Genomic DNA, 13,519 nt, shown 5'->3' with positions numbered 1-13,519 from the left:
CGTTCATCGGCGTGCGGATCTCGTGGCTCATCATCGCCAGGAACTGCGACTTGGCCTGGCTGCTGGCGGCGGCCTCCTCGAGGGCGCGCGTCAGGCGCTCGGTCGTGGATTGGAGATGCGTCTGCGTGATCTCGAGCTCCGCCACCGTGGCACGGAGCCGGGTTGCCTCGCGCTCGGACGTGCGGGCAATCCGGCGATCGGCGATGGCGCCTGCCATGGCCGCCAGGAGGATGATCAGGGTGATGCCGACGATGCCGGCGGCAAGCCACTCCGGACGGATCTCCTGGGCGCGCATCAGCTTGGCAGGATCCGGAACGATGCCGACCGCGGCCATCGCCGTGAAATGGAGGCCGCAGATGGCACCGACCAGCAGCAGCGTCCCTGCAAAGCGGCGACCGCGACGCTGGGGGCCGAAGGCCAGGACAAAGCCGGGCGCACCGAGAAGCAACCCGATGAACTGCGCCGCGATCACATAGCCGGCGCTATAGGTAAGGCTGCCCGGCACCTCTATCGCCGCCATGCCGGTGAAATGCATTGCGAAGACGCCGATGCCGAAGATCGAGCCGCCGGCCACGCGATGCATGACCGAAGGTTTGCTGGGCCATAGCGCGACGGCAAAGCCGATGCCGGTCAGGGCGATCGCGACCGCGACCGAATCCACGGTGAGAAGAACGTCATAGACGACGGGGAAGTTCGGCCTGAAGGCGAGCATCGCGACGAAATGGGTGGCCCAGATGCCGCTGCCGGTAACGATGGCGGTACCGAGGAGCCAGCCGATGCGCGCACCCAGATGGGTGCGCTCGGCGCGCGCGCCCATGTTCACCGCCACGAAGCAGGCGGTCGCACACAGGATGGCCGCCAGAACCACCAAGCGCCAGTCATGGTCCTGCGCCAAGCATTGATAGACCCGGAACATGGGCCCGAGTTTGGCGAAGTGCCATTAAACGGCCCTTAAGCCCATGGTCCGTCATCGCTTCAGGCGATCCGTGGATCTACGGATACCGGTCGATGAGGTGCGGGATCGATGTCACGTCAGCGATAGAGAGTCTGCGCGCGATGTTACGGTAAACGAAACCTTACCCGGAAAATTTTCCTGAAGAATCAAACTGCCACAGGCATGGCAGCATCGAGGCGCGGTTATCGCCGCTTGTTGCGCCGCGCCTGCAAAGCCCCACGAGCCGAGGGCTTTCGCCTGGCCGGCTTCTCCTCGCCCGGAAATTTAATGTCTTTGCTGAAGCAGACCGAGAGCATCCAGGCCTTGCCCTTGCCGCGGTTGAGGAAGGCGTGGGGCATCTTGCTGTCGATATAGGCACTGTCGCCGGCCCTCAGGGGCATGGGCGCATAGAGCTCGGTATGGAGCTCGATCTGGCCCTGCAGCACATAGATGAACTCCTCTCCTTCATGCGAGCTCCAACGGGTGATATCGGCCAGCTCGCGCGCCTTCACCTCCATATGGAGCGGGATCATGTGCTTCTGACGCAACTCAGCGGAATGGACCTCATATTCATACATGTCGGTCGAGAAGAAGACACCGGTCCCGTCGCGCGTCGTGGTCAGGCGCCCCGCCGGCAGGGCCGGCGACACGCCGTTCAGCATCGCCTCGAAGCCCAGCCCGAACCCCCGCGCGATCTTGAGCAGGGTGTCGAACGAGGCCGCGACCTGCGCGTTCTCGACCTTGGACAGGGCCGAGATCGAGACACCGGCGCGCTTGCCCAGCGCCTGCAGGGTCCATCGCCGTGCCTTGCGCAAGGCCTTGATGCGTTCACCGATCTGCTGAGGCGTCAGATCCATGGGCCGCGACCCGGTTTCTGGAGCTGGATCCGCGGCCTATTGCAAAGGCAGCGAAGCGGCACGATTGAACTGATCCCACATCGTGCGATAGGCCGGATTCTGGATGAAGTAATTGCGCGCCTCGAGTTTGGCGATCCAACGGTCGCGGGCCTCGTCCGCCTCGCGCCAGCACGCCGTCACGAACGCCGCCTTCTCCTTGGCACCGCCGTGGCGCACGGTCTCGGAGTCCCGGAAGAACCGGCCCTCGATCGCCTCGAACTCCCCGCGGATCTGCGGCATCAGGCTCCTATAGTCGGCCATGGCGCGGCGATGCAGGAACTCATGCTTCCACCAATAGGCCTCGGGCGTATAGGACTCGCGCGGCATCGGCCCCAGGTCCGGCAGATCGACGCCGAAGAAGGCGGGCTTGAAGATCGAGACATCGGTGCCCGAGGTCGCGGTCACCCAGGCCATGACATCGTCGCCCCTCGTATCGGCGATAAGGGCGCCCGTCGCCTGCCAGAAGCGGTTCTCATAGGGCGCCGCATGCATGCAGATGCGGGTCGGGGATTCGCCCATCATCGGCTCGTAGTCGCCTTCGCCGGTATAGCGCAGCAGATCGGCCATGGTGCGGACAGTGATCTTGCCGGCGCGGGCCTTGAGAAAATCATAGGAGGCCTTCTGCCGCTCGATGGCCGCCACGCAGCGCGCGCGCTCGGCATCGCCGACCGTGGCGCCGAAATCCGGCTTGCTGCCATTGTCGGCCTTGAGCGAGGAGCGGTCCCAATCGCCGCCGATGGTGTAACCGTTGGAGATCGAGCCGAAACCTTTGACCTCCCGTGCCGCCCACTCGCCGGCGGCCGTTTCCAGCACGACGGCGCCTTCCTTGTCCGACACGATGAAGGAGCCGTCGAAATGGCTGTTGCCGCGCAGCTCGCAATTGCCGCCCTGACCGAATGTCTTGAGCATGTCGGCCACGACATCGACGGCTTCGTGACGGGTCGCGGCGCGCTCGAGGATGAGGCGCAGCAGATCGATCAGCACGACGCCATCGCCTTGCGACGAAAGCTTGCTGAAGACGGCTTCGTTGCCGACCGCAACGCCCCGCTCGTTGACGCCAATCTCGCCGCCATAGAGCCAGAACGACTTGTCGATGATGGCCTCATAGGTGTGCCGCGCCTGCGGGATCACCCGGTGGGAAATGCGCACCATGGCGCCGTCCGGATAATCTCGGGGCGGCAGCTTCAGCAGATGCTGCGCTTCGTTGATCTCGGTATCCGCACTCTTGGCCAGCAGCACCGAGCGGTTCGCGGTGGCATCAGGCAGGGCGACGAAGGTATCGCACATGGGTCTCTCCAGTTCTGGGGCATCAGGCGAAATGGCAACGGGCCTCGTGAGTTTCGGACAGTGTCGCCGCCTCGGGCTCATTGGTACAGAGGGGCTCGGCGCGCGGGCAGCGGGTCCGGAAGCGGCAGCCGGACGGAATCGCGAAGGGGCTCGGGACCTCGCCTTGCAGCACGGCGGCGCGGGTCCGCTTGACCGGCTCCAGCCGCGGCACGGCCTTGAGCAGCCCTTGCGTATAGGGATGGCGGGGGGTCGTGAAGATCTCGGCCGCGGCACCGGTCTCGACGATCTTACCCAGATACATCACGGCGATCCGATCGGACATATGCCGAACCACGCCCAGCTCATGGGCGATGAAGAGCATGGTGAGGCCCAGCTCGTCGCGCAGATCCTTCAGAAGATTGAGAATCTGCGCCTGGATCGAGACATCGAGGGCCGCCACCGGCTCGTCCAGCACGAGGAAGCGCGGCCGCACGGCCAGCGCCCGCGCCAAGCCGACGCGCTGGCGCTGCCCGCCGGAAAGCCCGCGCGGCAGGCGTTCAGCCATATCCGGCAACAACCCCACCCGATCGAGGAGCCGGCGCACTTCGCCCGCAATCTCCCCCTCGGGCACGATCCTATGGAAGCGCAGCACCTCGGCGATCGCCTTCCCCACCGGGAGGCGCGGATTGAGCGACGAATAGGGGTCCTGGAACACGATCTGGACCTGGCGGCGGAACTGGGCCAGCGCCGCGCCCTTGAGCGACGCGACCTCCTGGCCGTCATAGAAAATGTGGCCGGCCCCGGGCTTGATGAGTCCCAGGATGGCGCGGCCGACCGTGGTCTTGCCGCTGCCGCTTTCGCCCACCAACCCCACCGTTTCACCGGCACGCACTGTGAGGCTGACGCCATCGACCGCGCGCACGGCCGGCGCGGCGCGACCCAGCGCCGCATCGACCACCGAACGTGGGCTCTTGAAGGCGATGACCAGATCCTCGATCCGCAGCGCTTCCTTCGCCGCGCCGCCGCGGGCCGGAAGACGGCTCGGTGCGGGAACATGCTCGGGTCTCGCCATGCTGGTCATGATGCACCCGCCATCGCCGGCGCCACGCGGTCGGCATGAATGCAGGCGGCCCAGTGATCGCGTCCGACGGCCTCGAGCGGGATGGGCCGGGTCCGGCATTCGGAGGTCGCCCGATCGCAGCGTTCGGCAAAGGAACAGCCGGCACCGAGCCGCACCAGATCGGGCGGCTGGCCGGGGATCGAGGCCAGCCTGGCTTCCCGCCCCTCGATGCGCGGGATCGAGCGCAGCAGCGCCTGGGTGTAGGGATGCGCCGGTGCTTCGAAAATGGCCTTCGTTTCCGCAAGCTCGACGATGCGCCCGGCATACATCACCGCCACCCGGTCGCAGGTCTCGGCGATGACGCCCATATCATGCGAGACCAGCACCAGCGCCATGCCGGTCTCGCGCTGCAGCTCCAGCAGCAGAGACAGGATCTGATCCTGGATGGTGACGTCGAGCGCCGTGGTGGGCTCATCCGCCAGCATCAGCCTGGGATTGCCGGCCATGGCCATGGCGATGACGGCGCGCTGCATCATGCCGCCCGACCATTGGAAGGGAAGCTCGTCGACCCGCGTCTGGGGCGAGGGAATTCCGACCCGCCGCAGCAGCTCGATCGCGGCCTTGCGCGCCTCGCGCCGGCCGATGCCCTTATGCACGCGCAAGGACTCCGACACCTGATCGCCGATCGGCCAGACCGGATTGAGGCAGCTCATCGGGTTCTGGAAGATCATGGCGATGGACTGGCCACGCACGCGGCGCATCTCGGCATCGCTGAGCCGCATCAGGTCGCGGCCCTCGAACAGGATCGCGTCGGCCCGCTGCGCCGCCGGCGGCGAGGGCAGCAGCCGCAGCAGGGCGCGGCAGAAGACCGACTTGCCGCTGCCGGATTCGCCGACGATCCCGAGGGTCTCGCCGGGCCGGATCGACAATGAGATCCGGTCGTTAGCGACGACGGGCCCGCGTGCGCCGCGAAACTCGACAGTGAGATTGCGAATCTCCAGAAGCGCGCCGGGAGATGGGGTCATCGGCGCGCTCATACGAAGGTGTGGTGGCGTTCGCCGAGCCGGCGGGCGAGGCCGTCGCCGATGAGGCTCAAGGCGGTACCGGTGAAGACGATCGCGAGGCCGGGCAGCGTGCAGATCCACCAGGCCTGCAGGATGAAGTCGCGTCCTTCGGCGATCATGGCGCCCCATTCCGGGATCGGCGGCTGGATGCCGAGCCCGAGGAAGCTCAAGCCCGACACCAGCAGGATGTTGAGGACGAAATCCGACATCGAGAACACGATCGAGGAATTGATCACATTGGGCAGGCCGTGCCGCAGGATGATGCGGTTGGTGGGGAAGCCCAGCACCCTGGCGGCGGTGATGTAGTCCTTGGTGCGCTCGACCATCATCTCGGCGCGGGCGAGGCGCGCATACATGGTCCAGGCTACCAGGAACACCGAAATATAGATGTTCTGCACGCCAGGCCCGAGGATCGCCAGGATGACGATGATCAGCACCAGGAAGGGAAAGGCCATGGCGACATCGAGGATGCGCATCAGGATCGCGTCGAAGCGCCCGCCGAGATAGCCGGAATAGGCACCCAGCATCACGCCATAGATCATCGGCACATAGGTGGTGATGACGCCGATCTGGAGATCGACGCGGGCGCCATGGATCACACGGGAGAACACGTCCCGGCCCAGGCTGTCGGTACCGAAGAGGTGCGCGAAGCCTGGCGGCAGCAACACCGACTCGAAGTCCTGGAGATTCGGATCGTAGGGCGCGACCCAGGGCGCGAAGATCGCCGACAAGGCGATCAGCAGCATCATGACCGTGCCGATCTTGAGCGACAGGCTCCAGGAGCCGATCTCGCTCGCGATCGCAGCGAAGGAGTGCTGGCGAGGCGTGCTGCCGATCGATGCCATCGCTCAGCCCTTCAGCACGCGGCGATCGACCAGCATATAGCTGAGATCGGCCAGGAGATTCACCACCACGACGATGACCGCGAAGATCAGGGAGAGGCCCTGGATCACCGGATAATCGCGGAATCCGACCGAGCGCACCAGGAGCGAGCCCAGGCCCGGCAGCGAGAAGACGTATTCGACGATGACCGCGCCGCTCACCAGCCAGCTGATATTGACGGCGAGCACGGTGATGGCCGGGATCAGCGCATTGCGCAGCACATGCTTGATCAGGATGCGCCATTCCGAGAGACCCTTGGCGCGCGCCACCTCGACATAGTCGGTAGCCAGGATATCGAGCATGGAGGAGCGCAGCGACTGCACCAGGATCGGCGCCAGGAAGAGGGCGATGGTCAGGCTCGGCAGGAACATGTGATGGGCATGGCCGACCAGCCCCTCGCCGAACCCGGAGATCGGGAACCAGCCCAGCCAGAGCCCGAAGAAGAGCATCACCAGGAGCCCGATCCAGAAGGGCGGCATGGCGAAGCCGATCATGCTGCCGACTCGGATGACATGATCGGCCCAGCGGTTGCGGTAGAAGGCCGAGAGCAGAGCCAGCGGCAGGGCCAGCAGCACCGAGAGAACGGTGCTGTTGATCAGAAGCCACATCGAGGGCCAGATCTTCTCGGCCACGAGGGCCGTCACCGGCGCGTTCTGAACAATGCTGATCCCGAGATCGCCGATCGCAGCCTTGGCGACGAAATGGACATACTGGATCAGGAGCGGACGATCCATCCCGAGGCGGGTATAGATCGCCGCCACCTCCTCGTCGCTGATCCGGCCATGCATCATGATCCGGATCGGGTCGCCCGGAACCAGCTGGATCGCGAAGAAGACGAAGACCGTCACGCCCAGGATCACCGGCAGGGCGTGCAGGATTCGTTCGAGGGTGTAACGCAGGAAGATCATGGCAGCGAAACGACCGCCCCCGGGCCATCGGGCCCGAGAGCGGCGTTGTCCAAAGCGTCGGTTACGACTTCAGCCAGACTTCGCGCAGCCACCACCAGCCGACTGCGATATTGGCCCAATTCTGCACCTTGTTCTGATAGGCATTCACATAGGGCAGGAAGTTCAGCGGCACGCTATAGCCGTCGTGATAGACGATATCCTGGATCTTGGCATAGAGCTCGGCCCGCTTGGCGCTGTCATTGGTATGGCGGGCGTCGGACAGGAGCTTCACCACCTCGCCGTTCTTGTAGCGCGAGAAAAAGGCCTCGGTCGAACCGGTGCCGTCCGCTTCGAGCGTGGCCAGCTCGTCGCTGTCATTGATGTCGCTGGTGATGTAGCTCACATAGGCCTGATAGTCGCCCTTCTGCGTCATGCTGAAGGCGGTGCCGACGTCATACTCGACGATGTCGACCTTGAGCCCGGCCTGGCTCCAGCCCTGCTGCAGGATCGTGGCGATCTGACGCGAAGGCGCGTTGCCGGTATCCACCATCAGATGGATCTGGGTTCCGTCATAGCCCGCTTCCTTCACCAGCGCCTTGGCCTTCTCCAGGTCGTAGGGAATGAGCGGGACCTTGTCCGACCAGTAATTGACCTTGGGCATGAAGGAATTCGCGATCTCGCCATAGCCGAAATAGACCGCCTTCATGATCGCCTCGCGGTTGGCCGCGTAATTCATCGCGAGACGGATGCGCTTGTCGTCGATCGGCTTCTGGGCGTGGTTGAGATAGACGTAATCGAGCCGATAGGAGGGCGCCACCTCGAGGGTCACGCCATCGACCGCCTTGACCGACGCCGCCTGGTTCAACGGCACGGCGAGGATCGCGTCGAAATCGCCATTGCGCAGGCCCAGCACGCGTGAATTGCTTTCCGGCACATATTTCAGAACGACCTGGTCCAGATAGGGCATCGGCTTTCCGTCCGCGCCCTGGCGCCAGTAATACTCGTTGGGGACCAGCACGAGCTGGCTGCCGCGCTCATAGCTCTTCACCTTGAAGGGCCCGGCGCAGACCGGCGCCAGACCGAACGCCGTCGCATCCTTTTCATAGGCCGCCTTGGAGACGACCGAGGCGGAGAAGAGCGACACCGCCGAGAGCAGGGCCGCATTGGGCGATTTGAGCGTGATCGTCAGGTGGCTCTCGTCGGTCTTCTCGATCGATGCGACGGTCTCGAAGGCGAACCCGTAGGCGGCGGCCGGATCGGCCACCCGCTTCAGGGAGAACACCGCGTCCTCGACCGTGACCGGCGTGCCGTCGTTGAATTTGAGGCCCGGACGCAGCTTGAAGACATAGGTGAGCCCGTCGGCCGATACCGTCCAGGATTCGGCGAGACCCGGCTCCAGCCCCTGCCCGGTCTTGTCCGCCGCCACCAGGGGCTCGCAGATCTGGGCGATCGCATAGATCGAGCCATTGTCCGAAGGAATGAACGGATCGAGCGTCAGGGGCTCGTCCGGGCGCGCCACGGTCAGGGTGCCGCCGCGCTTGACGTCATCGGCCGAGGCCGAAGCCGCGCCGATCAGTGTGGCGAGAGCCAGCGTGGCCAAGACCACGCCCGTCGATCGTCTTCCGAGTTTCAGCATGCTGTCCTCCCTGGGCTTTTTCGTTGCAACCGTCCCTTCCACCGGGGCTGGCTGGTGTTTCATCCCAGGCATTGGCGACTATTCTGTCAACGGAAAAACATTTCCTATGAGAAAAAAGCACCGGTGCGCTATAAACCGTGAACCATGAGCACGAGCCAGAACAAGTTGCGCGCCGCGCCCCGGGAACGCCGCGAAACCGCGTTCGCTGGGCTGGAGACGCCGGCGGTCGTGATCGACCGCCCGATCCTCGAGGCCAATATCGCCCTCGGCGCCGCGATCGCGCGACAGCACAAGGTGGCGTTGCGCCCGCATATCAAGACGCACAAATCGCCTGCGATCGCGAAGCTGCAGATCTCGGCCGGCGCCGCCGGCGTCACCGCTTCCAAGACCGACGAGGCTCTCGTCTTCATCGAGGCCGGCATTCCCTCGATCACGGTCGCCTATCCGCTGGTCGATCGCGCCAAGATCAGCCGGCTGATCCGGGCTGCGAAGATAAAGGGGACCGATCTTCGGGTCGTTGCCGACAGCGCCGATGGCATCGCCGCCCTGTCGAGCGAGGCCCGGGCGCAGTCGCACCGGCTGCCGGTCTTCCTCAAGGTGGATGTCGGGCTGCATCGCTGCGGCGTGGACCCGGCGCTCCCTGCCTCGCGCGATCTCGCCTTGTTGGTGGGCCGCTCAGCGGGACTTCGGTTTGCCGGCCTCCTTTCCCATGCCGGCCATGCCTATGGCGCGGGTACGCCCGAGGGCGTGCGCCGGATCGCGGGTGAGGAACGCGGCCTGCTGCTCGGTTTCGCCGAAGACCTGCGCAAGGCCGGGCTCGAGGTGCCGGCGATCTCGGTCGGCAGCACGCCCACGGTGCTCCTCAATGACGGATTCGAGGGCCTGAGCGAAGCGCGGCCCGGCAATTACGTGTTCATGGATATGACCCAGGTCGGGCTTGGCGTGGCGCGACCCGACCAGGTTTCGCTCTGCGTGCTCGCGACGGTCGTCAGCCGCAACGACCGCTATGCGATCGTCGATGCGGGCTCGAAGGTGATGAGCTCGGATCGAGGGCCGCACGGCTCCGACAGCGTGCGCGGCTTCGGCGCCGTCTTCACGCTGGAGGAACCCGATGCGCCGGCGATGACGCTGGCGCGGCTTTCCGAGGAGCATGGCTTCGTCGAGCATGAGGGACGCGATCTCAAGATCGGATCCCGCTTGCGGATCGTCCCGAACCACTCCTGCCCGGTCGCCAATCTGACCGACCGCTTTGCCGTCATCGACGAAGCCGGCGGCATGGAGTACTGGCCGGTCGAGGGCCGAGGCTGCGTCCGCTGACGGGACGCCGGCGCCGATAACCCTATTTCGCAGACCGCGACCGGCGCTGGCCGGGCCTGGTGCGCTTGGCCGCCGGCTTTTGCCGTGAGACCTGGGTCGCGGCCTGAAGCGCCAGCGCGAGATAGCTGCGGCAGAGGCGGCGGGCATCGTTGACCGACACGGCGCCGCGATCGATCGCCTCGCGCAGCCAGAATCCGTCGATCGCCGCGAACAGGGTCGTCGCGATGTCCTTGGCGATCGGCTCCGGCATCAGCTGCTTCAGCGCGAACAGCATGTTCGACCGGTAGCGCCGGTTGATCACCCGTTGCACTTCCGCCAGCCGCGGGTTGGTCTGCATATAGAGCCAGGCGGCCGTCCAGGCGACCATGGCCCCCGGCCGGAAATGCTCCGCCTCGAAGCAGGCATCGATGATCGCATGCATGCGCGCGAGCGGCGACGGGTCGGCCTTGAACCGGATCAGGATCGATTCCGCGATCGCCTTGGCGAGGCTGCGGAGCGTCGCCTCCAGGAGCTCGGTCTTGCCGTCGAAATAATGGCTGACGAGGGCCGGCGACATGCCGGCCTGGGCCGCGATATCCGCGAGCGTGATGTCGGCAAGACCCTTGACCGCGATCGTGTCGATCGTCGCCTGGATCAGCTCGTTGCGTCGGTAGTCGCGAATCTTCAGTCGCACCATGCGCCATTCTCTCAGATCGAATTCCGCCGCGACTGTGGCAGATTTTGATCGATAAACCAATATTTTTTATCTGAACCAACTTCTCATTTGACTCATCGAAGCCGCGTGAGTCAGGCTCGCGGCCGATGCCTGGGAACGCCGCCAATGAAGCGGCGCCCGGCGGCGGTGACGATGTCTCAGGGGGCTGGCTCGGAATGCCGATACTCAAGATGGCGGCGGCGGATCTCTTCTATATCCAGCGCGGCTCGGGTCCCGATGTCGTGTGGGTCCCCGGCGGCGACAATATCGCCGCCGACTGGGAGGACCAGTTCCTCGCCTTCGAGGAGACCCATCGCAACACCTCGTTCGATCCGCGCGGCGCCGGGCAGACCATCTCGCATCGTCCACCGCCCTGGAGCATCGCCGACCTCGCGGCCGATTGCGCCGAGCTGATCCGGGCGGTCTGCAAGCCACCGGTCATCGTCGTCGGCCTCTCCATGGGCTCGCTCATCACGCTGCAGCTCGCGATCGACTATCCCGAGCTCGTCCGCTGCGCCGTTCCGATGGGGACGCTCGCGCGCTCCAGCGGCTTCCTGCGCGACTGGATGATCGCGGAGGTGAAGTTCCGCGAGGGTGGCGGACGCCTCACCAAGGAATTCGCCGTCGCCCATTATGGCGCCTTCATGTATCCGTCCGAGGTGCTGGGCGACGAGACGTTGTGGAACAAGGTCCGCGGCTTCGTCGAGCGCAGCTATGGCGAGCGCGAGGGCGAGTTCCTCGCCGCCCAATGGCAGGCCTGCATCGATTTCGACGTGGTCGACCAGTTGCCGAACTGCCGCGTGCCGATCCATGTCATTGCCTTCTCGCAGGATATGCAGGCGCCGCCGAGCCACGGCAAGCTGGTGGCCGACCTGGCACCGGAAGGCCATTTCCACCTGCTCGAAGGTCTGGGCCATCTCTCCATGGCGGGCCATCGCCCCGAACAGGTGAACGACCGGATCCGCGCCATCCTCTGCAGCTTCCGTTAGGGCGGGCGCGGCCGGTGCCCCTCCTTCGCCAACCGGACTTGTGAGGTCGGATATGGATATCAGCCGGACGGCGGTCATCGCCGTCGATTTCCAGCGGGAATGCATCGAGGCCGAAGGCGCCTGGCCGATCTACAACAAGGATTCGCTGCTGGAGAATGCGGCGACGGCGCTCGCCGCCTGCCGGCGCGCCGGGCTTCCGATCATCTACACCCAGCATTGGCTCGATCCCCGCGGCCATGACGCGCTGCGCTTCGAGCCGCGCCGCAACGGCCGGCCGATGCACAGCGTCGCGGGCGATCCGATGGCCGAGATCCATCCGGCGCTGGCGCCCACGCCCGACGACATCATGATCCGAAAACAGCGCTGGACGGCGTTCTACGGCACCAATCTCGAGCTGACGCTGAACCAGATGGACATCGAGCATCTCGTCATGCTGGGCGTCTGGACCGAGGCCTGCTTCGAAACCACCGTCTGGGACGCGATCTGGCGCGATTACCGCATCACCATCGTCAAGGATGCCTGCGGCACCGCGACCGAGCTCATGCATATGACCTCGATCCTCGATCTCGCCAACTGGCTCTATGGCGGCAGCATCATTAAGGCCAGTGAGCTGGCCAAGGCCCTGGCGAAGAAGCCCTACCGCGCCTGGCAGTTCGAGACGCCCTCGGCGTTCCCTTACACGCTCGAAACCGTTCGCGACATGTATGACTCGATATAGGGAGGCAACAATGACAATGAGAAAAATCAATCGTCGCGCCTTTATCAAACATTCCCTGGCCCTGCCGCTGATCGCCGGTGCCGCCTCGATGGCGGCGCCGCTGCGCAAGGCGTCGGCCGCGATCGAGCTGCGGCTCCTGACCTGGGAGGGCTATGCCGAGGACGCCTGGGTCAAGGATTTCGAAGCGGCCAACAATGTCACGGTCGCCAAGACCTATGTCGGCTCGAACGACGAGTACATGGCGAAGCTCGCGGCCGGTGGCAATGGCTACGATCTGGTCGTGATCGTGAGCTCGCTCGCCCAGCGCGCCATCAAGGCCGGGTTCGTCGAGGCCATCGACCCCTCGCTCATCCCCAATATCGGCCAGCTCTATGACCGGCTGCAGCGCGCGACCTTCGATGTCGATGGCAGCAAGCTCTATGGCGTCCCGACCTTCCTGGCGATCTCGCCGGTGACGGTGAATGCCGAGGTGATCCCGACCGGTGACGATTTCGGGCTGCTGTTCGACGAGAAATACAAGGGCAAGCTCGCCATGTGGGACGACGTCTCCACCATCGGCGATGTCGCCTCTTATATGGGCTATGAGAACATCTGGGATCTGCCGGACAAGGATCTGGACGCGGTCAAGGCCAAGCTCCTGGCGCAGAAGCCGCTGATCCGCACCTACTGGTCGCAGGCCGGCGAGGCGATCGACCTTTTCACCAACCGCGAGATCGTCGGCACCAACTCCTGGAGCTACATCACCGCCACGCTCAAGACCCAGGGCTTCCCGATCCGCGAATTCGTCCCCGCCCGGCCCGTGGGCGCGGTCGATTCCCACTTCGTGGTGAAGGGGACGCCCAACCGCGAGATCGCGCATAAATTCATCGATCACATCATCAGCGCCCAGGCCCAGGCCAAGATCGCCGAGGTCACCGGCTACACGCCGACGAACCCGCATTCCAAGGAATTCATGGCTCCGGACGTCTGGAAGAACCTCAATCTCGACCAGGGTCTGGCGATCCTCTCCAAGCTGCAGTTCTGGGAGGACATTCCGCGCCGGAACAAGTATCTGGAAGTGCTAAACGAGGTGAAGGCCGGCTGATCCGAGGGGCGCCGGCACGGATTCGATAACCGCAAAAGAGGCGGCAAGCCAGGGTGAGCGTTGCGTTACCGGCTGACAGGGCGTTGCGGCGC

13 protein-coding genes are annotated in these 13,519 nt (G+C 65.0%); 4 read left to right on the top strand and 9 right to left on the bottom strand.

Annotated elements, in window-relative coordinates:
- The 8 genes from ACREE8_RS14395 to ACREE8_RS14360 form a co-directional block, all read right to left on the bottom strand.
- Window positions 1-916: MHYT domain-containing protein (locus ACREE8_RS14395; protein ID WP_431573702.1), on the bottom strand; the 916-nt coding region annotated here is incomplete at its 3' end.
- Window positions 917-1,137: 221 nt separating this feature from the next.
- Complete coding sequence (locus ACREE8_RS14390; protein WP_431573701.1) at window positions 1,138-1,791, bottom strand: helix-turn-helix domain-containing protein; 654 nt, start codon at window positions 1,789-1,791, stop codon at window positions 1,138-1,140.
- A gap of 36 nt (window positions 1,792-1,827) precedes the next feature.
- Complete coding sequence (locus ACREE8_RS14385; RefSeq protein WP_431573700.1) at window positions 1,828-3,117, bottom strand: hypothetical protein; 1,290 nt, start codon at window positions 3,115-3,117, stop codon at window positions 1,828-1,830.
- Between the two features lie 22 nt (window positions 3,118-3,139).
- Entirely contained in the window at window positions 3,140-4,177 is a 1,038-nt protein-coding gene (locus tag ACREE8_RS14380; RefSeq protein ID WP_431573699.1) for an ABC transporter ATP-binding protein, read from the bottom strand.
- Entirely contained in the window at window positions 4,174-5,181 is a 1,008-nt protein-coding gene (locus ACREE8_RS14375; RefSeq protein WP_431573698.1) for an ABC transporter ATP-binding protein, read from the bottom strand. Before ACREE8_RS14375 ends, ACREE8_RS14380 begins: the two co-directional genes overlap by 4 nt.
- 8 nt (window positions 5,182-5,189) lie before the next feature.
- Window positions 5,190-6,065, bottom strand: coding sequence for an ABC transporter permease (locus ACREE8_RS14370; RefSeq protein WP_431573697.1), 876 nt, complete (start codon window positions 6,063-6,065; stop codon window positions 5,190-5,192).
- Between the two features lie 3 nt (window positions 6,066-6,068).
- The gene (locus ACREE8_RS14365; protein WP_431573696.1) at window positions 6,069-7,010 is read right to left on the bottom strand and encodes an ABC transporter permease; all 942 of its coding nucleotides are present in this window, start codon (window positions 7,008-7,010) and stop codon (window positions 6,069-6,071) included.
- Window positions 7,011-7,071: 61 nt separating this feature from the next.
- On the bottom strand, window positions 7,072-8,625 hold the full coding sequence (locus tag ACREE8_RS14360; protein ID WP_431573695.1) for an ABC transporter substrate-binding protein: 1,554 nt from the start codon (window positions 8,623-8,625) through the stop codon (window positions 7,072-7,074).
- 144 nt (window positions 8,626-8,769) lie between these two features.
- Here ACREE8_RS14360 and ACREE8_RS14355 point away from each other — a divergent pair, with 144 nt between their 5' ends.
- Window positions 8,770-9,942, top strand: coding sequence for an alanine racemase (locus ACREE8_RS14355; RefSeq protein ID WP_431573694.1), 1,173 nt, complete (start codon window positions 8,770-8,772; stop codon window positions 9,940-9,942).
- Window positions 9,943-9,964: 22 nt separating this feature from the next.
- Here ACREE8_RS14355 and betI read toward each other — a convergent pair whose 3' ends face one another.
- Window positions 9,965-10,618: a transcriptional regulator BetI gene (gene betI / locus ACREE8_RS14350; RefSeq protein ID WP_431573693.1), complete on the bottom strand. Its 654-nt coding sequence runs from the start codon at window positions 10,616-10,618 to the stop codon at window positions 9,965-9,967.
- A gap of 194 nt (window positions 10,619-10,812) precedes the next feature.
- Here betI and ACREE8_RS14345 point away from each other — a divergent pair, with 194 nt between their 5' ends.
- Genes ACREE8_RS14345 through ACREE8_RS14335 form a run of 3 tightly spaced genes read left to right on the top strand, consistent with a single transcriptional unit; the run spans window position 10,813 to window position 13,427 of the window.
- Window positions 10,813-11,625, top strand: a complete 813-nt coding sequence (locus ACREE8_RS14345) for an alpha/beta fold hydrolase (RefSeq protein WP_431573692.1) — start codon at window positions 10,813-10,815, stop codon at window positions 11,623-11,625.
- Between the two features lie 52 nt (window positions 11,626-11,677).
- On the top strand, window positions 11,678-12,343 hold the full coding sequence (locus tag ACREE8_RS14340) for a cysteine hydrolase family protein (RefSeq protein WP_431573691.1): 666 nt from the start codon (window positions 11,678-11,680) through the stop codon (window positions 12,341-12,343).
- A gap of 10 nt (window positions 12,344-12,353) precedes the next feature.
- Window positions 12,354-13,427 (top strand): ABC transporter substrate-binding protein, encoded by a 1,074-nt coding sequence (locus ACREE8_RS14335; protein WP_431573690.1) that lies wholly within the window; start codon window positions 12,354-12,356, stop codon window positions 13,425-13,427.
- Window positions 13,428-13,519: the final 92 nt, after the last annotated feature.

It is taken from the genome of Hypericibacter sp. (assembly GCF_050729195.1).
GTDB lineage: Bacteria > Pseudomonadota > Alphaproteobacteria > Dongiales > Dongiaceae > Hypericibacter.
This window is presented reverse-complemented; position numbering and strand designations above follow the sequence as displayed.